Raw genomic sequence first — 23,979 nt, 5'->3', positions numbered from 1 at the left:
TCACCCCTCCGCCGTCGCCACCGGGCGCCAAATCCGCCAAAGCTCGAGCAAACAGAGCAGCGCAAGCGGCAGCGCGACTAGCAACAGCCGGCCGCTTCGCGTACCCAGTGGTGCCAACAACGCCCCCAGGCGCGGCAAACGAAAGACCACGCGGCCAAGGCGCCCGTCGGTCGCCACCGACCAGCGCTCTACCGAACTGTTGGCGTCGCCTCGGGTTACGAAGCGGACGCGGTCGCCGCTGATTCGCACCGACAACACCCGATGGGTGATCGTGCGTCCACTGCCGAGAGGATCGCTGAAGGCGACCACGTCACCCACCCGGGCGCGGGTCGGCGCGAGCGGCGCGACCACCACGATGTCGCCGGCGCGCAGCAAGGGGCGCATGCTGTCGCTCATCTCCGTCAGCGGCCGCCAGCCGAAGGGCAGGGGCAGGGCGAGAAGCGCGAGCAGACCCGCCAAAAAGCCGCCAATGAACCAGCCACCGAGCGTGAGCGGCGCGCGCCCGAGCGACCTGCGCGATCGATCGACCGGCACCGCGGCGCTCGCGACAGTGCGGCTCACCGCCCTTTCCTCCCGAGGTGTGTGCGCCGCGCACGCGGCGGCGCGGTAGTCGCGACGTCGATTCGGACGTCGAGCGCGCGCGCCGCGAACCTGCGAGCGGCGGCGTCCGCCGACAAGGAGAAGCGATAGCGGCGACGCTCACGCGGGCGCAAAGGACGCTCGTCGACGAACTTGCGAGCGCCTCCCTGCGAAGGAGCGAGCGCGAGCGCCCGCAAGCTGCGCGTCCCGCTTCGCAGCTCGAGACGCACGTGGCGGGCGAGTGCGCGGTCCGAGACGCTCACGCGAAACACCACGAGCCGCGCCCGGCCGGCGACGTTGGCGAGCTCGAGCACGGCCGAGCGCGGGCGTCCCGCTGTTAGGGGACCGGCGAGCGGCGTGCGCGTGCCCGGCGGGTCCAGCTCGCCCGGCACCGACACCGTCAGCTGGGCGTAGGGAGCGGGCGGCGCGCCGCGCGGCACGCGGCCGAGAGCGGCTAGTTGCAGGGCTGCCACCAGTCCTGCCGCAGCCGCGATGATGCGCGCCCCTTTGAGACCCACAGCCGTGGCAGTCATCGCCGAACGCTCCTCGCACCGACCGCTAGCCGACCCTCGCGTGCCGCTTGGGTCCGTCGTGTGCGCCCGGCCGGCTAGGCGGCCGGCCGGGCGACACTCCGGCGGGGGACCGGCGGCTTACTGGTTACGAGCTTCCCAGGTGAAGGCGTGCGAGCCGGTGGTAAGGCCCTGAGCGTTGTTGTCGTCCTGGACCGAGACCGTGAACCGGAAGACGAGCTCGTCGCCGGGGTTCCACTTGGTCTGCGAGCCGGGGAAGACGGCCAGACCGTTCGACCAGCCGCTGTAGCTCGCAGCGAAGTTCTGCAGGGTGCCGTTGTAAACGGTGCTCTGCGGAGTGAAACCGGAGCAGCTGGGGAAGGAGGGGCTCGCCTGCGTGCCCTTCTCGACCGTCAGGTTCACGTACGGACCGAGCGAGCCGACCGAGCCGCCCGGTAGGTACAGCTTCACGTCGGCGTCGAGCGAACCGGTGTAGCTCACCTTGATGCACCGCTGGACAACGTTGTTGGGTGCCTGGTTGGTGAGGTTGTAGAGCGCGGCGCCGGCGTCGTTGTCGCTCAGCACGACCGTGCCCGTAGAGACGTTATTGCCGGGGTTGGTGGTCGAGCTCGAGAAGGCTGAGAAGGCGGCGTACGCGGCAAGCGAGCCGAGCGTGCCGACCGTCGCGAGCGTCGCAAGCAGCTTTCGAGTACGGCTCATGGCGGGTTCCTCCAGCGGGCTTTGAGATCTGACGGGGTCCGGTCGGTGCAAGCGCCCGATCCGGGCTCGGGGGGTTCCACTTCTGCCGGTCGGTGCGGTGCCGGCCGGCTAGAGCCGGAGATCGGCGCTGCGGATGCGCGGCATTAGTCGAACATCCGTCGAAACGTGTGCTGCGGAATGGCCTGCGCTGATACGGGGGTGCGCCGGCGCCCGCATGATCAGATCCCGGAGCTCGCTTGTCGTTCAAGACAGCCGCTGCCGCTGCCGATGCCTGGTCGTAAAGGCAGGGGTACGGAGCGAGTAGGTGACAGTGGCTGGGCGATCGCGGAGCGCCGGCGCGCGCCGGCGGCGAGTGGCGGACGACGGAGAAGATGGCACCGACGCCACCGCTGGCGCTAGCGTCCGACGCGTAGCTCAGGAGGTCGAAAGAGGCGCGGGCGCCGAGCTATCGGCGCAGGGGTGGCGGTTAGCCGAGGAGCGTCGGCTCGCGATGCGCGTGGCCGGCGCGCTCTGGTGCGTGGGGGGAGCGACGATCCTGCTGGTCGGGCTCGCCGTCTACTGGCAGCCGGAGGTGCACCGGCTAGCGCTCGCTGCAGGCAGCGCCTGCCTTGCCTGGGGGGCGCTTTGCCTGTTCACGCTCCAAGGGGAGCGTGTTCGCGAATGGGTGTGGCACGTTCCGGGGCTTAGCGCCTTGGCCCTGACCGGCTACGTGGGCCTCGTCGTCGGGCCGGGCTCGCCCTTTCGTTTCTACGCGCTCTTCATCCTCCTGTACATCGCTTACTTCTTCCCCTGGCGGCAGGCTCGCTTCTACTTTCCGATCGCGCTCGCGGCTTACCTGGCACCGCTGGTCGCCGAGCACTTCGGTTGGTTAGCGAGCTTGCGCGTAGTCGGTACGGGCGGGGCCGAAGAGCGGGAGCTGGTCGGCGAGGCTGCGGTGCTGTTGCCGCTTTTCTGCGCTTGGGCCCTATTGGCGGCGCGGGCGCGCGACGCCGCTCGCGCCTGGCGTGAGCGCGAGCGCCTGCGCGCCTTGACCGACTACCTCACTGGTCTCGGGAACCGGCGCGCCATGCTCGCACGCCTGGAGCGCGAGCTCGCGCACGCCAACGAGTGGCGGGGGACCGGACTGATCGTGATCGACCTCGACAGCTTCAAGCAGTTCAACACGAAGTTCGGGTACCTCATCGGCGACCGCGTGATCCGCGGGGCGGCGGCGCGGCTGCGCGCGGTGATCCGCGAACACGACCTGCTGGTGCGCCTCGGCGGTGACGAGTTCGCGATCGTCGTAAGCCGCGCCGACCCTCCGCTGGTCGAACGGATCGCGCGGCGTGCGGTCGCGGCGGTACCAACGCGAGCCCGCGACCTCGGTATCCCGGAAGCCGCGGAGATGGCCCTCGGAGCTAGTGCCGGAGGCGCCATCGCGCCGCAGGACGGACGCAAGCCGGAGGACCTGATCGCGGCCGCCGACGCACGCCTGCGGGCGGCCAAGGCGGCCGGCAAGGGCACGGCGATCGGCCCCCTTTCAGCATCCGGTTAGCGGGTTCTGGTTCGCCGCCTCGGACGGGCGCGGCAGCACCCTTGCAGTGTCGGATTAGCGGGTTCTGGTCCGCCGACTCGAACCACTGGGCGCCGCCTTGCCGGCGCGCTCGGGCCCAAGCGGGCGTTAGCCTGCCGCATCCGTGCCAGAACGATCACGCGAGAGCTCCCTGCGCGAGCGCGCGGAAGCGGCCCGTCGAGCCGTGATGGCTTTGGCTTTCTTCCCGCGCGGTGGCTCGGCGCAGGTGGCGCGTTACCTCACACGCGGCCTGGGCGCCTGCGGTTGGCAAACCACGATCGTCTGCGGGTCGCTCGGGCGGCCGGGGGAACCGTCGCATGCCGAGACGTTTTACGCGGGGCTCGACGTGCGCGCCGTCGATTTCACGGCCGCGCGCGACGCGCCCGACCCGCTGCACGCGGAGCCGCCGTTCCAGCCCTCCTTCGAGGACCGGCCGGGCGCTCCCGACCGTGTCTACGCGAGCGTCGACGACGAGACCTTTGAGCGACTCGTGGCCCTCTGGTCGAACCAACTGGAGGCCGCCGACGCGGACCACGCCGACATCCTCCACTTGCACCATCTGACGCCGATCCACGAGGCGGCGATCCGTCGCTTTCCGAACGTCCCGCGGATCGGCCACATCCACGGCACCGAGCTGGCGATGCTCGACCGCATCCGTGAGGGTGCCCCGCCAACCTGGACCTACGCCGAGCGCTGGGCGCAGCGCATGCGGCGTTGGGCGCAAGCGTGCGAGCGACTGCTGGTGCTATCCCCCGAAGCCGTGCGCCGGGTCCCCGCTGAGCTCGGGGTCGAGCCTGAGCGGGTCGTTTGGGCACCCAACGGCTTCGATCCCGAAGCGTTCGACCGGCGCCCGCTCCCGGCGGACGAGCGGATCAAGCTGTGGCGACGCTGGCTGGTGGAGGAGCCACGCGGCTGGGACGAGTCGGGCCGTCCCGGGTCGGCTGCCTACCGGGAGGAAGACCTGGCGCCTTTCCGCGCGGGCGGACCGACCTTCGTTTTCGTTGGCCGTTTCACGGCGATGAAGCGCGTCCCGCTACTGGTGCGAGCGCACGCGCGTGCTCTCGCCGAGCTCGAGCGACCGGCGCCGCTCGTGATCATCGGTGGTTTCCCTGGCGAATGGGAGGGCGAGCATCCGCTGGCGGCAATTCGCGAGACCGGCAACCGCTACGCGTTCCTCGCTGGCTGGCACGGGCACGAAGAGCTGCCGCAAGCGCTGAATGCGGCCGACGTTTTTGTGCTGCCGTCGGTTCGCGAGGAGTTTGGTGCGGTAATCGTGGAGGCGATGGCCTGTGGGCTGCCGCCGATCGTAGTGAACGCCTACGGGCCCGCGGAGATCGTCGAGGATGGGGTGACCGGATGGCTCGTGCCTCCCGACGACGAGCAGGCACTGGCGCGCGCGATGGTGGCGGCGGCGCGCGACGAACACGAGCGGCGGGCGCGCGCAGAGCGGGCCTATCGGGTGGCGCGGGCGCGCTACGGCTGGCCGGCGCTGGCGCAGGGGTTAGCTCGCGTGTACGAGGACGTGGTCCTAGGGCGGCCGGCGCGGGAGGGTGCGCAGACGCTCATCGCAGCCGGTTCCGCAGACGCCTGACCGCCCTGTGTCAGCCCCGGGCGTCCGGCCCTCCGCAGACGCCCGACGTCCGGTTCTACACGTCCTCCGCGTGCCTTCCGGCGCCAGCCGCGAAGCGCTTGGCGCCGTCGGCGGCCTCGCTCAGCGCGCGCTCACCGAGGCGTCGCTCCAGTTCTATGCCCTCGGTGAGCGTGAGGTCGTGTGCGCGTAGTGCCGCCTCGCGGTCGCCGAGCAAGGCGCGGCGTGGGAAGCGGGCGATCAGCTCGGCGACCTCGAGAGCGCGCGCAAGATGCCGGCCGCTCTCTACGACCTCGCTAACGAGACCAAGCTCGAGCGCACGGCGGGCGTCGATCACCCGGCCGGTCAGGATCAGGTCGAGCGCCGGCCCGAGACCGATCAGCCGCGGCAGGCGTTGCGTGCCGCCGTCGACGAGCGGCACACCGAAGCGCCGCTCGGTGCAGCCGAAGCGGGCATCGACGGTCGCGATACGCAGATCGCACCAAGCGGCCAGCTCGAGGCCGCCGGCTACGCACCAGCCGGAGATCGCGGCGATGGTCGGTTTCCGAGCCGTGCGGTGGGTAAAGCCGAGGGGGCCGCCTGGGTCAGCGATCCGTCCTGCCAGCGTCTCGAAAGATTTGAGGTCCGCGCCCGCGCAGAACGCTTCGCTGCCAGCGCCGGTCAGGATCATCACGAAGGCGTCATCGCGCTCGAACCGCTCGAGCGCCCGAGCTAGCGCCTCCGCGGTCTCCCCATCGATCGCGTTGCGCCGCTCCGGACGGTCGATCGTGACGACGGCGGCCGGCCCCTGACGCTCGTATCGGACCGCCATCGCCGCTCAGCGCCCGCTCGCGCCGTATACCTGCCTACCAGCCGATGCGGCGGCGTAGGTGGAGCGCCTTCTGGCGCTCCTTGCGCTGCTCGAGGAGCGCCTGGATGAGCGACCCGATCACCACCACGGCGACGAAGAACCCGAGGACCCCAAGGGCGAAGAAAGTGACGAGCTTGTCGTTGGTCTCGCCGAGCAAGCCCTCGCCGTTGTCCGACGCCAGCGCCGGTGAGGCGAGCACCAACGAAAGCAGCGAGCCCCCAAAGAGCGTCGCCGAGAGCCTGGGAAGCGCGGATCGCCGAGACTGCATCGCGCGCGAACTCTATCGGTGCTGCGCGCGCTTTGCGGTGAGGCGACTCGCTAGCTTTCGGCGCTCTTCGGGGCCGAGGCTCGCTTCGCGCGACCCGAAATCACGTCTGTCGCCAACGAGGAAGGCTCTATGTCGACGATCGAAGCGATTGTGCTCGGCATCGTGCAAGGGCTCACCGAATTCTTGCCGATCTCGAGCACCGCGCATCTACGCATCGTGCCGGCGTTTGCGGGGTGGGGAGACCCCGGTGCCGCGTTTACGGCCGTCGTCCAGTTGGGCACGACCGTGGCCGTGGTCCTTTACTTCCGACGTGAGCTTTGGCGAGTAGCGCGCGCCTGGCTAGCCAGCGTGCGTCGACGCGACCTCGCGCCGGTCGATCTCGACGCTCGGCTCGGTTGGTTCTTGATCGTGGCAACCGTGCCGATCTCGATCTTCGGCCTGGCCTTTCAGCACGCGATCGAGACGCAAGCGCGCAACCTGTACCTGATCGCCGGTGCGCTGATCGTCGTCGGCTTCGGGATGCTCGCTGCCGAGCGCGTCGCCACGCGTCAGCGTCCGCTCAGCGATGTGCGGCTGCGCGACGCCGTGACCGTCGGCTTCGCTCAGGCCTTGGCGCTAGTGCCGGGGGTTTCGCGCTCCGGGTCGACGATCTCGGCGGGACTGTTGCTCGGACTCGAACGGGCTGCTGCCGCACGCTTCTCGTTCCTGCTTTCGATCCCTGCGATCGTGCTCAGCGGTTTGTTCGAGCTACACAAGCTGCTCGACGGCAGCGCCCACCAAACCGCGAGCGCGGGAGCCGTGGTGATCGCTACCGGCCTGGCGTTCGTCACGGGCTACGCCTCGATCGCGTTCTTGCTTCGTTATCTGCAGACGCACACGATGTTCGCGTTCGTCGTCTACCGCGTCGCGCTGGGAGCAGCGGTTCTAGCGCTGGCCACCGCCGGTCTGATCTCCTGAAGCTGAAGCGGCCGCCGCGGGTGTGGCGCCTGAAACGGCCGCCGCGGGTCTGCTCTCCTACGACGCCGCGCGCCCGAGGGGGTTTACGGCGTGGAGCACCGGACACCGGCGGCTAGTCTGCAGTCGCATGCGGCGAGCCGGAAACTTCGCGCTGCTGGCGTTGCTCGCGCTGGTGCTAGCGCTCGCGCCAGCGGGCGGGAGCTTTCTGCAACTGGTGGGAGCCGCGCTCACGCTTGCCTTCCTGGGGGCGTTGGCGGTCGCTGCCATCCGGCTGTGGCGACGTCATCGCGTGGAGATCGAGTCCCTGCCGACACGCCAGCGGTTGGTGCTGTACGGGTCGCTCGGTCTTGCGGCATGGACGATCGCCGCGACGTCGCGTCTGCTCGGTCTCGGTGGCGGTGGGCTGCTCTTGTGGCTCGCCTTGCTGGGCGGGTCCTGTTACGGCCTGGTGTGGGTTTGGACGCGCTACCGCACGCTGAGTTAGTGGCCGCGAGCGCGGGGCGGCGTGGCTAGTGGCCGCGAGCGCGGGGCGGCGTGGCTAGCGGGCGCGCGAGGCGACGTTCGCGATCTCAGGTCTCGGCGCCAAGCGGCCCAGGCGGCAGCGTTTATTTGCACTTCCGTTGCACTGTTTGCTGTTGCTTGCAGCGGGCTGAGGGAAGTTTCGAGCGTGCGCCGAAACCATGGGCAGGCCTCGATCGAGTTGCTCGCCGCGGTCGCGCTGCTTTTGGTGGTGGCTGGCGGCTCGTGGCAGTTGGCAGCAATAGGTAACGCTGCGACGCTCGCCCAGAACGCTGCGCGGGTGGCTGCGCGGGCACACGCCGTCGGCGACGACCCGTTCGTGGCCGCGCGCTCGGCGCTGCCGACCTCCCTGCGGGGCGGGCTCGAGGTGCGCACCAACGAGGGCACCGTGCGCACGCGGGTGGTGGCGCGCGTCTTTTGGGGGGCAGCAAAGGTCAATCTGTTCGGTCGCGCAGCGCTCGGCCGACAAGCACCGCCAGCGTTCGCCAGGCGAACCCGATGAGCGGCGACCGGCTACTGACCGGCTCACGGGCCCAGGCGACGATCGAGGCGCTCGCTGGTGCGCTGTTGTTGGTGGTGCTCGGCCTCGCGTCCTTGCAGGCTTTCTGGGTCTGGCGAGCGCATGCGGTCGCCGCGGCGGCCGCAGAAGCGGGCGCGTTGGCGCTGGTCGCGGGGGGCGATCCCGTGCGAGCGGTGCGCGAATCCCTGACACCCGCCCAGCGTCAGCGGCTGTCTCTGGCCGTCGGCGAGCGCGAGATCGTCGTCGCGCTAAGGCCACGGTCGCTCGTGCCCGGGATCTCCGAGCGTGCTTTGCGCGTCGAAGCACGCGCCGCGGTCGCCGAGCCCTGACCGAAGCTGGCGGTGCCGATGAGTCGTTTGGCTGCTGTGGCACGGGCGCTCGACGACTTCCTCTTCGAGCGCGTCACGCTCGACGAGCGCGCGACCAATCACGGCCGCCCGCGGGCGCTGCGACGTGCGCGGGAAGCACCGCTAAGGGCGCAGAGGTGTGCTGCCTTCGGGGAGCTCGTAGCCAGCGAGCAGGGCGAGCGATCGTACGCCGATCGGACAACGCCCAGTTCTCGTGCGCTCGCGTTGGGAGTGCTGAGCCTGCGGCCGCGGGCGGGTGCGACTACGCTTGCGCGCGTGTTGGCGCTGGTCGCCCAGGCGAGGCGCCCCGGCTTCGGCCCGACCCCCGTCGTTTCGCTCGCCAGCGCGCGCGACCTGCCCGAATCCGCGGCCGCCGATGCGGACGTCCGACCTCCTCGCTGCGATGCGCAGCGCGGCCTGCGTCCGGCGCTCGGTTGCGCGCGAACGGTGGCGCGGCGGCTCGGCGCCGCGGGGATCGCGGCGGTCAGCTGCGGTCGTCTTTGTTTGCTCGCGGTTCCGCAGTCCGCAGCGGATCGCGCATTGCGCCCACAGGAGCTCGCGTCCTCTCTCGATCGTCTGCGCACCATCGCTCCGTACCTCGGGGTTTCGGTGCTGGTCGCTGACCTCGGCCGGCGCGCGCTCGACGATCCCGTGCTCGGCGCGCTCGACGCGTTAGTCGTGGTCGCGGGCGCAGACACCCACCCCGCACTGTTCGAACTAATGCTGACCGTCTCTTCGGCACCTACCGAGCAGGGCGCGGCGATCGTCGCGGTTGCGATCCGCGGTGCTCCCACCACTCGCCAGCGGCCAGCTTGTGACGCCGCCGCCGCGGTCGGCGGCAGGGCCGAGTGCGTGCAGTTGCCGCACGCACCGCTCGCGGCGCGCCTCGCTCGCGCCGGGCTCACGGCGGGTGCGTTGGCCGCACCAGCGAACAGGGTCTGGTCGCTCGCCTTCGAGACCGTCCGCGCGTCTCGGCGTGCCTACTGTGGAGCTGCCAGCCCGCTCGCGTAGTGGCGCGACGCCGTGGCCGCCAGAGCGCGTAGCGGCCAGACCGCGTAGCCGCCAGACGGCGTAGCCGCCAGACCGCGTAGCCGCCAGACGGCGTAACTGCCAAACGGCGTGGGGCGGACCGTGCGTGGCGCGGTCGAGACAAGGGACCGCGCGGGTTTCAGAGGGGGACGCGCGGGTTACAGAGGATCTTCGTCGCACGATTGCAACGCCCGCAACGCGCACGTGCGCTCCTCCGCGTCACCGTCGGCGCATGGGCATGCGTAACGGTCGCCGCATGGGCGTAGACCTCTCGCGTGCGTACCGGCGCCGCGAGGGCGCACGTTCGACGCGCCCGCTCCCGGGCTTCGCTGGCGAGCGCGCGCAAGCGCTCCCCTTCACGCTCGGGCTAGTCGTGGTCGTGGCCGGTCTCACCGTCGCCTTCTCGGCGTTCGCTTCAGCACTGCTCGGGAAGGGGCGTTTGCAAAGGGCCACCGATCTCGCTGCGCTCAGTGCGGCCCGCGCGATGGCGGCGAACTACCAGCGCCTCTTCACGCCACCGACACTCGCCGACGGGAGGCCGAATCCCGCGCACCTCGACGAGCCCGAATACCGTGCGCTCGCCGCGCAAGCAGCTCGCAAAACGCTTGCTGCCAACGGTGTGCGCTGGCAGCGGGCGCGTGTCGCCTTCGGCCCGGGTTTCGCCACCACCCAGGTGACCGTGGCCGTCGCTGACAGCGTGGAGACGCCGATTGCCCGCAAGCGCGCCGGCGACCCGCGGCTCCGCGCCGAGGTGCGCGCCGTCGCCGAGCTCGTGACGGCGGGCGACGCGACCGTCGCCGCAGACGCGGTGGCGGCTGGGGGTGGCTACGGTGGACCCCTCGCCTATCGCCAGGGAAAAGGCATGCGCCCTGAAGTAGCGCGAGCCTTCGACCGGATGGCGGCGGCCGCCTGGCGCGAGGCACACCTGGCGCTTGCGATCACCAGTGCCTACCGCTCCGACGCGGAGCAGGCACGGCTGTATGCAGCCAACCCGAACCCACGGTGGGTGGCACCGCCCGGCACGAGCCTCCATCGCTACGGCACCGAGCTCGATCTCGGACCACCCGCGGCCTGGCCCTGGCTAGCACGCAACGCCCGTCGTTTCGGTTTCATCAAGCGTTACGCGTGGGAGGCCTGGCACTTCGGCTTTGGCCCGAACCCCCGCGACCGCGAGCACCCCGCCCAGTACGAGCGCGGCTCCTGGGAGCCGCCCGGCGGCGATCACTCGCGGATCACGAGTGGCCTGCCGGCCTTCGTCCCTGCGCACCTCGAAGCACCGATCGCTCGGGCCGCCCAGCGCTGGAACGTGTCTTCTGCGCTGCTCGCCGCACAGCTCTACGCCGAGTCAGGATTCAACCCCTTCGCGCGCAGTACCGCCGGCGCGCTGGGCATCGCCCAATTCATGCCGGCAACCGCCCGCGCCTACGGCTTGCGCGATCCCTTCGACCCCTGGCAGGCGATCGACGCGCAAGCCCACTTGATGCGCGACCTCTTGGACCGCTACGGCGGCAAGCTGGCACTCGCGCTCGCTGCCTACAACGCCGGGCCCGCCGCAGTAGATCGATACGGTGGCGTCCCGCCGTTTGTCGAGACGCGCGCGTACGTCGCCCGCATCCTCGGGCTCCTTGGCGGAGTCGGCGAGATCTCCAGCCAACGATTGGCGATCGCGCTCGCCGCCTAGCTCGCAGCCCGAGCAAGAGCGATGCTGCACAACCCGCGACGGCCGTGGCCTTCTAGGCTCCCGAGCCATGACACAGGTCACGGTCAACGGAGTTGAGGACGTCAAGGCGCTGGTTGGGCAGACGATCGGGCCGAGCGACTGGCGCCCCGTAACGCAGGAGATGATTGACACGTTCGCGGATCTCACCGGTGACCACCAGTGGATTCACGTGGACCGCGAGCGCGCTAAGCGCGAGAGCCCCTTCGGTACGACGATCGCCCACGGCAACCTCACGCTCTCGCTGATCGACGGCTTCCGCTCCCAACTGGTCGCGCTTGAGGGTTTCCGGATGGCGATCAACTACGGCTGGAACAAGGTCCGCTTCCCGGCTCCGGTGCCGTCGGGCGCGCGCATTCGTGTCTCCTGCCAGACGGTCGAGTTCGAAGAGGTTGGAAACGGCTGGTGGCAACTCGTGCAGCGCTTCACGGTTGAGGTCGAGGGCTCCAAGAAGCCGGCCTGCGTCGCTGACTCGGTGGTGCGGCTGCTCGCTTGAGGACACGGGTCGCGCGCGGAAGCGGCGCCGGCTGCCTCAGCGCCTTGCGGGCTTGCCTGGGGCGAGCGGCCAGCAGTCACGCGCTACCCCTAACCTTGCCTTGAGCGAGGTTTGGACACCGCCCGCGCCGCGCAGGAACAGGTAGAGGAGCAGCGCCGGAGCCTTCCCGACGCGCCGGGCGTGTACCTGTTCCGCGACGAGCGCGGGCGGGTGATCTACGTCGGCAAGGCGCGCTCGCTGCGCAAGCGCGTCAACTCGCACTTCTCGCGCCGCGGTCGCGGCACGCGGTCACTAGCGGACGCCGTCGCGGAGATCGAGTTCCTGGTCACCGACACCGAGGCCGAAGCGCTGCTCGCCGAGCAGCGCTTCATCAAGCTGCATCGGCCGATCTACAACGTCCGCCTGCGCGACGACAAGTCGTACCCGTTCATCGCGATCTCCCTCGATGAGGAGTTCCCGCGCGTCTACTTCACCCGCGAGCGACACCGGCCGGGCCGCATCTACTTCGGACCCTTCTCGAACGCCCGCAAAGTGCGCGAGACGCTGGACCTGCTGGGACGGATCTTCCAGTTCCGGACCTGCGAGGGCGAGCGTCCGGGGCGGGCTTCCGGTAGCCCCTGCCTCGACTACCACATCGAGCGCTGCCAAGCGCCCTGTGTGGGCTACGTCAGCGCGGCCGAATACCGGCGTTCGATCGAGGCGATCATCGACTTCCTGTCGGGTCGTTACCGCGCCGTCGAGCGGGAGCTCGAGGAGGAGATGCAGCGCGCTGCGGCCCGCCAGGAGTTCGAGCGTGCGGCGCGGCTGCGTGACCGGCTGCAGGCGGTGCGAGCGCTGCTCGAGCGCCAGCGGATCGCCAACGCCGCGGTGGGCGACGTCGACGTGGTCGCGGTCGCGGTGTCCGGCACCGACGCCAACGCGCAGATCTTCCGTGTCCGCGATGGCGTGCTCGCCGACCGCCAGAGCTTCTATCTCGACAATCCCGCGCAGCGCACCGCGCCCGAGGTCGCCGAGGAGTTCCTGCTCCAGTACTACGAAGGCGCGCTCTCGGTGCCCCCCGAGGTGGTCGTACAAGCGGGCGTCGCGAGTATCGGCGAGATCGCCGAGGCGCTCGCGCGCAAACGGGGGGCGCGCGTCGAGGTGCGGGTTGCCGAGCGCGGCGACAAGCGTCGCATCCTGGAACTAGCGCTGCGCAACGCGGAGCTCGCGCTCAGCCAAGATCGCCTGCGCGCACAGCGGCGCCGCAGCCACCGCATCGAGACACTCGAGCGCTTGCGCAGCGCGCTGCGGCTCGAGCGGCTGCCGATGCGGATCGAGGCGGTCGACATCTCCAACTTGATGCACGCGCACACCGTCGCGGCGCTGGTCGTCTTCGAGGGGGCGCTGCCCAAAAAGGCTCACTATCGGCGCTTCGCCGTACGCGAGGTGGTGCAGGACGACTTCGCCGCGATCGCCCAAGTGCTACGCCGGCGAGTAGAGGAGCGTCGGCGTCAGCTGGCGCTGTCGCCGCACGATCCCGAGCGCGACCCGAGCTTCGCCGCCACGCCCGATCTCATCCTGATCGACGGCGGACGCGGCCAGCTCTCGGCGGGACTCACGGAGCTCGACGAGCTGCGAGCCGCTGGGGTGGCCGTCTGCGCGCTCGCCAAGCGCCTCGAGGAGATCTACCTGCCCGGTGCCGAAGAGCCGATCCGCCTTGACCGCTCGAGTCCCGAGCTGCAGTTGCTGCAGCGAATCCGTGACGAGGCGCACCGCTTCGCGCTCGACTACCACCGTCGGCGACGGACACGTGACCTTCGGCGCTCCCTGCTCGACGAGCTGCCGGGCATCGGTCCGGCGCGCAAGCGCGCGATTCTGCGGCACTTCGGCTCGCCCGAGCGGGTGCTCGAAGCTACGCGCGAAGAGCTCGAGGCGGTTCCCGGCCTGCCACCCAAGATCGCGCGCCGCATCCACGAGCAACTCCACAAGGTCCGATGACTGCGCCGCTCCGCGATCTCGTCGTGATCACCGGCTTCTCGGGCGCCGGCAAGAGCCAGGCGATGGCCTGTTTCGAGGACGCCGGCTACTTCTGTGTTGACAACCTGCCGCCGGACATGATCGAGAGCCTCGCCGACCTCCTCGAGCATGAGGGGGCGAACGTCGAACGGGCGGCGGTCGTCTGCGACGTGCGCGGGGGGCACTTCTTCGAGGGCCTTTGGCGGGCGCTCGACCGACTCGCTGAGCGCGGCACGCCGCACCGAGTGCTCTACCTAGAAGCCTCTGAGGACGTCCTGCTGAACCGTTTTAAGGAGACGCGGCGGCGTCACCCGCTCGCTCAGCTCGAGTCGCCAATCGCGAGCACGGGCGTGCTGCGCGGCGAGGACCCGTCGGCGGGCGACGCCGGCGGACGTGCGGGCGAGCAGCCCTCGGCGGGCGACGCCGGCGGACGCGCGGGCGGGCAACCGACGCAGGCGTCGCCCGTTGGCCGCGCGGCGGTCGCTCCGGAGGAGCTGCGGGCTGGTCAGCTGGAGCGAGCGATCAGGCTCGAGCGGCGCCTGCTCGAGCCGCTCAAGGAACGCGCGGACGTGGTGATCGACACCTCGGAGCTCAGCGCCAGTCGACTGCGCCGGGTCGTCGCCGAGAAGATGCTGCCCCACGGCAAGACCACACGCCTGGCGGTGACGGTGTTGAGCTTCGGCTTCAAGCACGGCACGCCCCGCGACGTCGACCTGGTCTTCGACGTGCGTTTCCTGCCGAACCCCCACTACGAGCCCGAGCTACGGGAACTAACCGGTCTCGACCGCGCGGTGCGTAGCTTCATCGACCGCAGCGCCGAGACCGCGGAGCTCGAGCGTCGACTGCTCGACCTCCTGAGCTTCCTGCTTCCCCGCTACGAGCGCGAGGGGCGCGCGCACCTCACCGTTGGCATCGGCTGCACCGGCGGTCGGCACCGCTCCGTGGCGGTCGCTGAATGGCTCGGCCGCGAGCTGGCGCGGGCCGGGCGTTACCTGGTCGACATCGTCCACCGCGACATCGACCGCCGGCCGCCAGCGAGTTCCCCGGTCGGGTAGATTCCAGGACCTGTCGGGGGCGCACGAGCGCACCGCCTGCCCCCGCCTCATACCCGCAGGACTCAACCGACCGCGAGGACGCCCAGATGCCGCTGAGAGCTGCGATCAACGGTTTCGGAAGGATCGGCCGCAACGTCTTCCGCGCCGCCTACGAGCGCGGCGCCGACATCGAGTGGGTGGCGGTCAACGACATCACGGACACCGCCACGCTCGCCCACCTTCTGCGCTACGACTCGAACTACGGGCCGTTTCCAGGTTCCGTCGAACACACCGCGGACGCGCTGGTCGTGGACGGTCGCGAGATCAAGGTCCTGGCCGAGCGTGACCCGGCGGCCCTGCCGTGGCGCGAGCTCGGTGTCGACGTGGTGATCGAATCGACCGGGCTGTTCACCAACCGCGACGACGCCGCTAAGCACCTAAGCGCGGGCGCCAGCAAGGTGATCATCTCGGCGCCCGCTAAGAACCCCGACGTTACGATCGCGCTCGGCGTCAACGACGACGCCTATGACCCCGAGCGCCACCACGTGATCTCCAACGCCTCGTGCACCACGAACTGCCTGGCGCCGGTGGCGAAAGTCCTGCACGAGGCGGTCGGGATCGAGCACGGCGTGATGACCACTGTCCACGCCTACACCGCCGACCAGCGCCTGCAGGACGCTCCCCACAAAGACCTCAGGCGGGCGCGGGCAGCGGCGATCAACCTGGTTCCGACCTCCACGGGCGCCGCGCGCGCCATTGGTCTCGTGATCCCCGAGCTGGCCGGCAAGCTCAACGGGATCGCCGTACGGGCACCGGTGAGCACCGGCTCGGTCGTCGATCTGGTGGTGCGGACCACTCGTTCAACCAGCGTCGAGGAAGTCAACGCGGCGGTGCGCGATCGCGCCGACCGCGGGGAGCTCGAAGGGATCCTCAAGTACACGGAGGATCCGATCGTCTCGACCGACATCGTCCGCTCCCCCTACTCGTCGATCTTCGATGCGCAGCTCACGATGATGATCGAGGATCGCCTACTCAAGGTCGTCGCCTGGTACGACAACGAGTGGGGCTACTCGAACCGCGTCGTCGAGCTTGCCGAGCGGGTCCTCGCGGGCACACGCGTCGGCTGACCGTCGGACCCGCGGTGACCGCCGACCAAGGCAGCGTAGGCGCCGAGCCGGGCGTGCGCTTCCGTAAGCGCACGGTCCGTGACCTCGAGCTGGCTGCAGGCACTCCGGTGCTTGTGCGCGCTGACTTCAACGTGCCGCTTGTCGACGGACTCATCACCGACGAGCGCAGGATCCGCGCGGCCTTGCCGACCATCGAGTACCTGCGAGAGCACGGAGCGCGCCTGGTGCTGTGCTCGCACCTCGGTCGGCCCAAGGGACCCGATCCAAAAACCTCCCTGCGACCGGTTGCCGAGCGGCTTTCCGAGCTCCTTGGCTCGGAGGTGGTGCTGGCCCGCGACGTCGCCGGTCCCGACTCCCGTCGCGCCGTCGAGCAGGCGGCGCCGGGGGACGTGGTGTTGCTCGAAAACCTCCGCTGGGAGCCCGGGGAGACGGCCAACGATCCGGCCTTCGCGCAGCGTCTCGCCGCGCTGGCTCGCGCCTACGTCAACGATGCTTTCGGGGCCGCCCACCGCGCCCACGCTTCGACCGCCGGCGTCTGCGCGTTTTTGCGTCCGGCCGTCGCCGGTTTCCTTTTGGAGCGCGAGGTGACGACGCTGGAGCGCCTGCTCGAGGACCCGCCGCGCCCCTTCGTGGTGGTGCTCGGTGGCGCGAAGGTGACCGACAAGATCAAGCTGATCGAGCGCTTCCTGGAGCTTGCCGACGAGCTCCTGATCGGTGGCGCGATGTGCTTCGCCTTCTTCCGGGCGCAGGGCCATGCGACCGGCGCATCGCTGGTCGAGGAGGAGGGCGTGGAGCTCGCCCGGCGAGTGCTCGAGCGAGCGGGCGGCACACCTTGCGAGCTGGTGCTGCCGCGCGACCTGGTGGTGGGTGATCGTTTCGCGGCCGACGCCGAAAGACGGGAGCTCGACGGCGTCGACGTGCCGGATGGCTGGATGGGCCTCGACATAGGTCCGCAGACCGCTCGCGAATACGCCGAGCGGGTGAAGCGCGCGGGCTGCGTCTTCTGGAACGGACCGCTGGGGGCTTTCGAGCTTGAGCCGTTCGCGGTGGGTACGCGAGCCCTCGCCGAAGCAGTTGCCGAGGCGCCCGGTAGGACCGTCGTCGGCGGGGGCGATTCCGCTGCGGCGCTGGTAGCCTTCGGGCTCGACACGCGGGTAGACCACGTTTCGACGGGGGGCGGCGCTGCGCTCGAGTTGTTGGAGGGCCGAAAGCTTCCGGGCGTCGAAGCGCTCGATGACGCCTGAGGCGTCGGGCGTGGCGCCAGACCCATGGAGGGGAGCCGAGTGCAACGCAAGCCGTACGTAGCCGGAAACTGGAAGATGTGGGGTACGCGCGCACAGACGCGCGCCTACTGCCCGCGCCTCCTCGAGCTGCTCCCGCCACCGCCCCAGCGGCGCGCGGACGTCGCTCTCTGCGTGCCGTTCACGGCCCTAGACGTCTGCCTCGAGGCGGTGCGCGGCGGCGACGTCCGTGTGCTCGCGCAAAACATGCACCAGGCGCCCGAGGGCGCGCACACCGGCGAGATCTCGGCGCCGATGCTGACCGAGCTGGGAGTGCACGGGGTAGTGCTCGGGCATTCCGAGCGGCGCCGCGACCACTGCGAGACCGACCGTGCTTTGCGGGAAAAGCTGCCGGTGGCGCTGGCAGCGGGACTCGAGCCGATTCTGTGCGTCGGCGAAACTGAGGAGGAGCGCGAGCAGGGGGAGACCGAACGTCGCTTGCGCCAACAGGTTTGGGAGGCGCTCGAGGACGTCGCCGACGAGCGTCTCGCCGACGTGGTGATCGCCTACGAGCCGGTCTGGGCGATCGGCACCGGTCGCACCGCCACGCCCGAACAGGCGCAAGAGGCGATCGCGTTCATCCGCGCGCTCGTCGCTGACCGCTCGCGCGAGGCGGCCGCGCGCGTGCGCATCCTCTACGGCGGCAGCGTGAAACCGGAAAACGCCGCCGAAATCCTGGCGCAGCCCGACGTCGACGGTGCGCTGGTCGGCGGTGCCAGCCTCGATCCGGAGAGCTTCGCGCAGATCGTCGCTGCCGCCCCCGAGCGATGAGCACGCCCTTCCAGCGGGTCTGTTTGGTCGTCCTCGATGGCTGGGGTCTTGCGCCGCCCGGACCGGGCAACGCTATTTCGCTCGCCGACACGCCCGTCTTCGACCGGCTCTGGAGCTCGCTGCCGCGCACCCAGCTGACGGCTTGTGGGCGCGCGGTCGGTTTGCCCGAAGGTCAGATGGGCAACTCCGAGGTTGGCCACCTAAACCTCGGGGCCGGCCGCATCGTTCGCCAGGACCTCACGCGGATCGATGATGCGATCGCCGACGGCTCGTTCTTCGCTAACCAGACGCTGCGCGAGGCCTGTGCCGCGGCGCGCGACGGCTCAGGGCGCCTGCACCTGCTCGGGCTGGTCTCGGACGGCGGCGTGCACGCGAGCATGGAGCACCTGCGCGCGCTGCTCGAGCTAGCGCGGCGAGAGCGGGTAGCGGACGTCGTCGTCCACGCCTTCACCGACGGTCGCGACACGCCACCGACCTCCGGCGCCCAGCACATCGCCACCGTGCAGCGCTGGTTCGGCGAGCTCGGAGTGGGGCGCATCGCGACGATCTGCGGGCGCTACTTCGCGATGGATCGCGACCGGCGCTGGGAGCGGACGCAAAAGGCCTACGACGCGATCGTTCACGGTCGCGCCGAGGGCGGGCGCTTCGACGATCCGGTGGCAGCTGTGCGGGCCGCCTACGAGGCGGGCGAAACCGACGAGTTCGTGACGCCGCGACTGGTCGGGGCGGAAGGGCGCGTGCGGCCCGAGCGCGACGTCGTCGTGTTCTTCAACTTCCGACCGGATCGCGCGCGGCAGCTCGTGCGCGCACTAGCGGAGCCGGAGTTCGCGGAGTTCGAGCGGGGGGCCGCGCCGGTCGCACGCTTGGTCACGCTCACCCGCTACCAGGAAGAGTGGCAGTACCCGGTCGCCTTCCTACCCGAGAAGCCGGAGGTGACACTGGCCTCGGTACTTGCCGAGCGGGGCATGACCCAGCTGCACGCTGCCGAGACGGAGAAGTACCCGCACGTCACCTACTTCTTCAACGGGGGCGTCGAGGAACCGTTCCCGGGCGAGGAGCGGATACTGATCGACTCGCCGCGCGACGTACCAACCTACGACCACAAGCCCGAGATGTCGGCGCCCGAGGTCGCCCGTGCCTTTTGCGAACGCTGGCGAGGAGGCGACCACGCGTTCGGGATCGTGAACTTCGCGAACCCCGACATGGTGGGCCACACCGGCGTCATCGCAGCGGCGGTGCGCGCCGTGGAGTGCGTCGACGCGTGCCTCGGCGAGGTGATCGAGGCAGTGCGCGCCGACGGTGGAGCCTGCGTGATCACGGCCGATCACGGCAACGCCGACAACATGCTGGAGCCCGACGGCAGCCCCAACACCGCGCACTCGATGAACCCGGTTCCGTTCGTGATCGAGCCGGCGGTCGGCGAGCTGCGAGCCGCCGGCGGCGTCCTCGCCGACGTCGCGCCGACGGTGCTCGACCTGCTCGGGCTCGAGCAGCCCGCGCAGATGACCGGCCGGAGCCTGCGCGCCGGCTAGCGGCCTCCTCTTTACACCTCCTTCACGTGTTCTTGACCTGGCGTTTACGAGCGCCCAGGCGACCCCTTGTGCAATGCCGGCCGTCGTAACGCAACGCCGGCCCCACCGGGGCCGCAAGACGAACAAGGGAGATGCCCGCCTTGCCGAGAAGACTGAAGATCGCTCTGGCCGCCTTCGGTGCGGGACTCGTCGCGGTCGCCGGCAGCGCCGCCGTGGCCGCCGGTGACAACGAGGAACCGCTGTTCTTGAGCTGCGGCGGCCACCTCGAAACGCAGAATGAGGTCGCCGACGAGGCGAGCGTCGTCTGGAAGCTGGGTTGCTCGGGACCGGTGCGTTCGTTCGCGATCGTCACCAACCGGCCCGTCGACTCGTTCTCGCCGGAGATCGACGCCTACGGCGTCGACGGTGCGCCGCTCGAGTTCCGCTGCGAAGGCGAGATCCCGGCGCACGGCTTTCGCTGCGTAGCGAAGCAGCCGGCGCGACTGGCCTACGCCCAAGGGAGCCTCACGGTCCCGACCGAGCCGTGCGGCAAGACACCGCTGCGTGTGGCGATCGTCGCCGCCGGCGCCGACGGCCAGGTCGGTCAGCCGCGCCGGCTGGTGGGGCCCGACTGTCCGCGCGCACAGGCAGCGAAGCGAGCCGTTCCCACGCGCAAGACACGATCGACCAAGGGTCGGCGAGCGCGCTGAGGGTGCCGGTGCCGGTTTTTTCGTACAGGAACGCGACTGAGGAGGTACACGGACGATGAGAATCCAAAGCGCAGCAGCGGTCGGTGTCGGTGCGTTGGCGTTCGCGGCGGCAGCTCCCGCCGGTGCGCTCGCCAAGCCGACGATCACGATGAGCGGTTCGACCTCGGTGGCGCCGCTGGCGGCAAAGCTGGCACGCGCCTATCTGCGGGAGTGCCGCGGCTGTGTGCGTTTCAAGTTGCTGCAGGGCGGCTCCGACGTCGGTATCTCCGACGTCGCCCGTGGGCGCGTGACGATCGGCAACTCATCGCGCGACCCGAAGCCGGGCGATCCCGGGGGACTTGTGTTCAACAAGATCGCGCGCGACGCGATCTGCATCATCACTAACCCCGCCAACCGCCTGCCGAACCTCTCGCAAGCGCAGGTGCAGGCGATCTTCTCGGGGTCCGTGCGCGACTGGCGTCAGGTTCCTGGCTCGACGATCAGCGGCCCGATCGATCTCTTCGTGAGGACCCCAGCGTCGGGCACCCAGGACGCCTTCGACAAGATCTTCATGAAGCCCCAGAAGGTCTCGACGGTCGCCAGCCAAAAGGCGTCGAACGGTCTCATTCAGCAGGCTGTGCAGCGCGACCGCAACGGCATCGGCTACGTGTCGCTGGACTTCACGCGCGGGGTGCACACCGTCCGTTACAAGGGCGTCGCCTGCACGCTCCGCAATGCGGTGTCCGGACAGTACGAGGGCGTCCGCAACTTCTACATGGTCACCCGCGGAAAGCCGACCGGCGCCGCCGCGCGCTTCATTCGCTGGGTGCAGCGCAGCACCACCGCGCGCCGGGTGATCGCTACCGACTGGGTGCCGCTGCGCTGAGGCCGTCTGCGGGGTCTCGACGGTAACGATCGATGAACGGTGCGCCAAAGGCACGACGGGTGGCCGCGTTGATGGCTCGCGTGCGCGGTCTGCTGCGCACCGGGGCAGGCGCGTTCCCGCCTCGCGCCGGCGGGGTAGCGGATGCGCCTGCCAACCCCGCAGACCTCCGCGCCGAGCGGACGCTGCGGGGCCTAGCAGTGCTGGTGCTGGCGCTGATCGCCGCGATGCTGGCCTTCGTCTTCGCCAAGGCATGGCCGTCGTTCGCACACAACGGGCTCGCTTGGTTCGCTGCCGGCGGCAACGTCGACCGCCAACTGACGGCGATCTTCAACTCGCCCGCCGACCCCGACCGCTGGGTCTATGAGATTCGCGCCTGGCCGCTCCTGTACGCCACCGCCCTGGTGACCGTGGGGGCGGTCATCTTGGCCTTGCCGTTGGCGCTGCTAGCGGCGGTCTTCATCACCGAGTTCGCACCGCGCTCGCTTGCCGCGGTGCTGCGGGCGGTGGTGCGGCTGCTGGCGGCCGTGCCCTCGGTCGTCTACGGCCTGCTCGGGATCTTGGTGCTCGTGCCGTTCGTCGACCACTACCTAATCAGCGATGCGCGCAAGGCATCGGTAGCCGGGGTCGTGCAGCTCGACGGCAGCTCGGTGCTAGTGGCGACGATCGTGCTGACGGTGATGATCGCGCCGATCATGATCGCGATTACCTGCGATGCCCTCGCCGCCGTGCCGCGACTGTGGCTTGAGGGCGCGCTGGCGCTGGGCGTCAACCGCTGGCGGGTGATGCGCACCGTCGCCCTGCGGGCGGTGCGGCCGGCGATCGTCGCCGCCACCGTGCTAGCGGTCGGGCGGGCGCTGGGCGAGGCGATCATGCTGTCGATGGTGTCGGGTTCGGTGGCGTTCGCGCCGAACCCGCTCGACGGGCTGACCTTCTTCTTCGAGCCCGCCCGCCCGCTAGCGGCGACGATCGTCGACAACGCCGAGGGTCTGTCGGTCAAGCCCTTCGCACAGACGCTCTACTCGTTCGCCGCGGTTCTCCTCGTATCGACGATGGCGCTCTCTTTCATCGGTTGGCGCCTCCGTCGCTCACTGGCCTTGCCGGGGGTCGGACGGTGAGCAGAGTCGCTGCCCCAGAGGCGCTGCGCAACCGCGTCGGTCGCGGCGGTCGACTGCGGGCAGGCTGGACGCTCGGCGACCGCCTGGGGGTAGCAGGAGCCTGGCTCGCGGGGCTCGCGCTGTGCGCGATCGCGCTGGCGATCGTGGTCTACATGCTGGTCCGCGGCCTGCAGTTCCTGAACTTCGATCTGCTCATCTCTCACCCGCGCGCCGAGCTTGACCAGAGCAAGTCCGGTGGTTTCCTCGATCCCCTGCTCGGGACGCTGATCCTGACCGTGCTCGCGATCCTGCTGGCGCTGCCGCTCGGTGTCGGCATCGCCGTATGGCTTGCGGAGTTCGGCCGTCCGGCCTGGCTGGCTCGGGCGGTCGAGGCCGGTGTTGAGGTCGTGGCGGGAACACCGAGCGTGGTGCTCGCGATCTTCGGGCTCGTGCTGTTCCAGCAGCACATCTTCGCCTTCATGTCGTTTAAGGCGGAAGGCGGCGCCGTGTTCGCGCGATCGTTCCTGACGGCGGGCGCGATGATGGCGCTGATCGCGCTGCCGCTGGTGGTTGGCGCGACCCGCGAGGCCCTGCGCTCGATTCCCGATCACGTGCGCGAGGCGTCGTACTCACTTGGGAAGAGCAAGGCGGCGACGATCAGGCGCGTTCTGCTGCCAGGGGCGCGCAGCGGCATAGCAACCGGCGCCGCACTGGGGATGGGGCGCGTCGCCGGAGACACCGCGATCGTCGTGATCTTGCTGGGGGCGTCGCTGCAGCTATCCCCGCAGGGGGATCTGCCGATCCTGCGCACGCTGCGCGGGACGGGCAGCACGCTCACCTCTTACGTCTACAACAACTCGCCCGCGGGAGAAGGCAATGCGCCGCAGAAGGCGTACGCGGCGGCCTTCGTGTTGCTGCTGATCGTGCTGTGCCTGAACTTCGCCGTCGACGTCATCCAAAAGAAGGGAGGCCCACGCTGGGAGTCTTAGCCTCGAACTCCAGCCGGGACGGCGCGCAAACGGGCCGCCACAACACCTTCCCGCCGCCTGTGCGCGCCATCGACCCCGACGCCGTACCGACCGTGCTGGTCGGAGAAAGTGAGCAGCGGCAAGCGCTGAGCGTAAGGCCAACATTGGCGTCGCAGGTCGCCCGGGGCGAAGCGCAGGAGACGGTTCGCGAAACCGTCGAGCGCATGCGCACCGTCGAGCTCACGATCGCCTACGGCGACAAGGTCGCTGTAAACCGGGTTTCGCTGACGGTGCGCTCGGGCGAGGTGCTCGCCCTGATCGGACCGTCCGGTTGCGGGAAGACGACCCTCCTGCGCTCCCTCAACCGCCTCGTCGAACTGACGCCGGGAGCTAATCGCTGGGGCACGATCACCCTCGATGGCGCCGACATCTATGAGCTCGAGCCGACCGAGCTGCGGCGGCGCGTCACGATGGTCTTCCAGCAGCCGAACCCCTTCCCGTTTTCGATCTTCGAGAACGTGGCCTACGGGCTCGTCGAAGGGGGCCGCCGACCGAAACGAGGGTCCGAGCTCGAGCAGCAGGTCGTCACTGCACTGAAGCGCGCCGGTCTCTACGAAGAGGTAGCCGACGACCTCGGTCACCCAGCGCTACGGCTGTCTGGCGGACAGCAGCAGCGGCTCTGCATCGCCCGGGCGCTCGCGGTCGAGCCGGAAGTGTTGCTGCTCGACGAGCCTTGCTCTGCGCTCGACCCAATCTCCACCGAAAAGATCGAACAGCTGATGCATGAGCTGGCACGCGAGATCGCGGTCGTGGTGGTCACCCACAACCTGCAACAGGCGTGGCGAGTCGCCGACCGCGTCGCCTTCATGTACCTGGGGGATCTCGTCGAGTGTGGTCCGGCCCGCGAAGTGCTCGAGAACCCGCAAGCGCCGAGAACACGCGACTACGTGCGGGGGCTGTTCGGATGAGCTGG

General features: G+C 69.9%; 25 protein-coding genes. 20 read left to right on the top strand and 5 right to left on the bottom strand.

What is annotated here, in order from left to right:
* From BLW41_RS00235 to BLW41_RS00225, 3 genes are all read right to left on the bottom strand, one after another.
* Positions 1-561 (bottom strand): signal peptidase I, encoded by a 561-nt coding sequence (locus BLW41_RS00235; protein WP_093115146.1) that lies wholly within the window; start codon positions 559-561, stop codon positions 1-3.
* Positions 558-1,112 (bottom strand): hypothetical protein, encoded by a 555-nt coding sequence (locus BLW41_RS00230; protein WP_143038480.1) that lies wholly within the window; start codon positions 1,110-1,112, stop codon positions 558-560. The genes BLW41_RS00235 and BLW41_RS00230 overlap by 4 nt, the downstream gene beginning before the upstream one ends.
* 117 nt (positions 1,113-1,229) lie before the next feature.
* Complete coding sequence (locus BLW41_RS00225; RefSeq protein ID WP_093115142.1) at positions 1,230-1,808, bottom strand: hypothetical protein; 579 nt, start codon at positions 1,806-1,808, stop codon at positions 1,230-1,232.
* A 352-nt stretch (positions 1,809-2,160) separates the two neighbouring features.
* Here BLW41_RS00225 and BLW41_RS00220 point away from each other — a divergent pair, with 352 nt between their 5' ends.
* Positions 2,161-3,342 carry a GGDEF domain-containing protein gene (locus tag BLW41_RS00220; RefSeq protein ID WP_093115140.1) on the top strand — a complete coding sequence of 394 codons (1,182 nt, stop codon included), beginning with the start codon at positions 2,161-2,163 and terminating at the stop codon, positions 3,340-3,342.
* Positions 3,343-3,484: 142 nt separating this feature from the next.
* A complete protein-coding gene (locus BLW41_RS00215) occupies positions 3,485-4,951 on the top strand; it encodes a glycosyltransferase family 4 protein (protein WP_093115138.1) in 1,467 nt (488 codons plus the stop codon).
* Between the two features lie 55 nt (positions 4,952-5,006).
* On the opposite strand, the gene BLW41_RS00210 is transcribed toward BLW41_RS00215, so the two are convergent.
* Both BLW41_RS00210 and BLW41_RS00205 read right to left on the bottom strand, forming a co-directional pair.
* The gene (locus BLW41_RS00210; RefSeq protein ID WP_093115136.1) at positions 5,007-5,759 is read right to left on the bottom strand and encodes a crotonase/enoyl-CoA hydratase family protein; all 753 of its coding nucleotides are present in this window, start codon (positions 5,757-5,759) and stop codon (positions 5,007-5,009) included.
* Between the two features lie 34 nt (positions 5,760-5,793).
* Positions 5,794-6,066: a hypothetical protein gene (locus BLW41_RS00205; RefSeq protein WP_093115134.1), complete on the bottom strand. Its 273-nt coding sequence runs from the start codon at positions 6,064-6,066 to the stop codon at positions 5,794-5,796.
* A 129-nt stretch (positions 6,067-6,195) separates the two neighbouring features.
* On the opposite strand from BLW41_RS00205, the gene BLW41_RS00200 reads away from it, so the two are divergent.
* The 18 genes from BLW41_RS00200 to BLW41_RS00115 all read left to right on the top strand — a co-directional run bounded on the left by BLW41_RS00200 (position 6,196) and on the right by BLW41_RS00115 (position 23,974).
* Positions 6,196-7,023, top strand: a complete 828-nt coding sequence (locus BLW41_RS00200; protein WP_093115132.1) for an undecaprenyl-diphosphate phosphatase — start codon at positions 6,196-6,198, stop codon at positions 7,021-7,023.
* A 127-nt stretch (positions 7,024-7,150) separates the two neighbouring features.
* Positions 7,151-7,507, top strand: a complete 357-nt coding sequence (locus BLW41_RS00195) for a hypothetical protein (protein WP_093115130.1) — start codon at positions 7,151-7,153, stop codon at positions 7,505-7,507.
* 183 nt (positions 7,508-7,690) lie between these two features.
* On the top strand, positions 7,691-8,044 hold the full coding sequence (locus tag BLW41_RS00190; RefSeq protein ID WP_093115128.1) for a hypothetical protein: 354 nt from the start codon (positions 7,691-7,693) through the stop codon (positions 8,042-8,044).
* Positions 8,041-8,391, top strand: a complete 351-nt coding sequence (locus BLW41_RS00185; protein WP_093115126.1) for a hypothetical protein — start codon at positions 8,041-8,043, stop codon at positions 8,389-8,391. The genes BLW41_RS00190 and BLW41_RS00185 overlap by 4 nt, the downstream gene beginning before the upstream one ends.
* An 18-nt stretch (positions 8,392-8,409) precedes the next feature.
* A complete protein-coding gene (locus BLW41_RS00180) occupies positions 8,410-9,420 on the top strand; it encodes a hypothetical protein (RefSeq protein WP_143038479.1) in 1,011 nt (336 codons plus the stop codon).
* A gap of 250 nt (positions 9,421-9,670) precedes the next feature.
* Positions 9,671-11,119, top strand: coding sequence for a transglycosylase SLT domain-containing protein (locus BLW41_RS00175; protein ID WP_093115122.1), 1,449 nt, complete (start codon positions 9,671-9,673; stop codon positions 11,117-11,119).
* A gap of 67 nt (positions 11,120-11,186) precedes the next feature.
* Positions 11,187-11,651 (top strand): MaoC family dehydratase, encoded by a 465-nt coding sequence (locus BLW41_RS00170; protein WP_093115120.1) that lies wholly within the window; start codon positions 11,187-11,189, stop codon positions 11,649-11,651.
* Between the two features lie 111 nt (positions 11,652-11,762).
* Positions 11,763-13,628 (top strand): excinuclease ABC subunit UvrC, encoded by a 1,866-nt coding sequence (uvrC, locus tag BLW41_RS00165; RefSeq protein ID WP_093115118.1) that lies wholly within the window; start codon positions 11,763-11,765, stop codon positions 13,626-13,628.
* Positions 13,625-14,701 (top strand): RapZ family nucleotide-binding protein, encoded by a 1,077-nt coding sequence (locus tag BLW41_RS00160; protein WP_093115116.1) that lies wholly within the window; start codon positions 13,625-13,627, stop codon positions 14,699-14,701. The genes uvrC and BLW41_RS00160 overlap by 4 nt, the downstream gene beginning before the upstream one ends.
* A gap of 86 nt (positions 14,702-14,787) precedes the next feature.
* Complete coding sequence (gene gap / locus BLW41_RS00155) at positions 14,788-15,807, top strand: type I glyceraldehyde-3-phosphate dehydrogenase (protein WP_093115114.1); 1,020 nt, start codon at positions 14,788-14,790, stop codon at positions 15,805-15,807.
* A 53-nt stretch (positions 15,808-15,860) separates the two neighbouring features.
* The gene (locus tag BLW41_RS11155) at positions 15,861-17,051 is read left to right on the top strand and encodes a phosphoglycerate kinase (protein ID WP_093117180.1); all 1,191 of its coding nucleotides are present in this window, start codon (positions 15,861-15,863) and stop codon (positions 17,049-17,051) included.
* A 39-nt stretch (positions 17,052-17,090) separates the two neighbouring features.
* Positions 17,091-17,858: a triose-phosphate isomerase gene (gene tpiA / locus BLW41_RS11150; protein ID WP_245689011.1), complete on the top strand. Its 768-nt coding sequence runs from the start codon at positions 17,091-17,093 to the stop codon at positions 17,856-17,858.
* The gene (gene gpmI, locus BLW41_RS00140; protein ID WP_093115110.1) at positions 17,855-19,390 is read left to right on the top strand and encodes a 2,3-bisphosphoglycerate-independent phosphoglycerate mutase; all 1,536 of its coding nucleotides are present in this window, start codon (positions 17,855-17,857) and stop codon (positions 19,388-19,390) included. The genes tpiA and gpmI overlap by 4 nt, the downstream gene beginning before the upstream one ends.
* 140 nt (positions 19,391-19,530) lie before the next feature.
* Entirely contained in the window at positions 19,531-20,079 is a 549-nt protein-coding gene (locus BLW41_RS00135) for a hypothetical protein (protein WP_143038478.1), read from the top strand.
* A 55-nt stretch (positions 20,080-20,134) separates the two neighbouring features.
* Positions 20,135-20,944: a phosphate ABC transporter substrate-binding protein gene (locus BLW41_RS00130; RefSeq protein WP_093115106.1), complete on the top strand. Its 810-nt coding sequence runs from the start codon at positions 20,135-20,137 to the stop codon at positions 20,942-20,944.
* Positions 20,945-20,976: 32 nt separating this feature from the next.
* Positions 20,977-22,059 (top strand): phosphate ABC transporter permease subunit PstC, encoded by a 1,083-nt coding sequence (pstC, locus tag BLW41_RS00125; RefSeq protein ID WP_218138147.1) that lies wholly within the window; start codon positions 20,977-20,979, stop codon positions 22,057-22,059.
* Positions 22,056-23,027 (top strand): phosphate ABC transporter permease PstA, encoded by a 972-nt coding sequence (pstA, locus tag BLW41_RS00120; protein WP_093117176.1) that lies wholly within the window; start codon positions 22,056-22,058, stop codon positions 23,025-23,027. Before pstC ends, pstA begins: the two co-directional genes overlap by 4 nt.
* 203 nt (positions 23,028-23,230) lie before the next feature.
* Positions 23,231-23,974, top strand: a complete 744-nt coding sequence (locus BLW41_RS00115; protein ID WP_093117174.1) for a phosphate ABC transporter ATP-binding protein — start codon at positions 23,231-23,233, stop codon at positions 23,972-23,974.
* Positions 23,975-23,979 lie beyond the last annotated feature (5 nt).

Origin of the sequence: Thermoleophilum album, from assembly GCF_900108055.1 — a bacterium.
GTDB classification, from domain to species: Bacteria; Actinomycetota; Thermoleophilia; order Solirubrobacterales; family Thermoleophilaceae; genus Thermoleophilum; species Thermoleophilum album.
The sequence above is the reverse complement of the archived record's forward strand: the minus strand, read 5'-3'. Positions and strand labels throughout refer to the sequence as shown.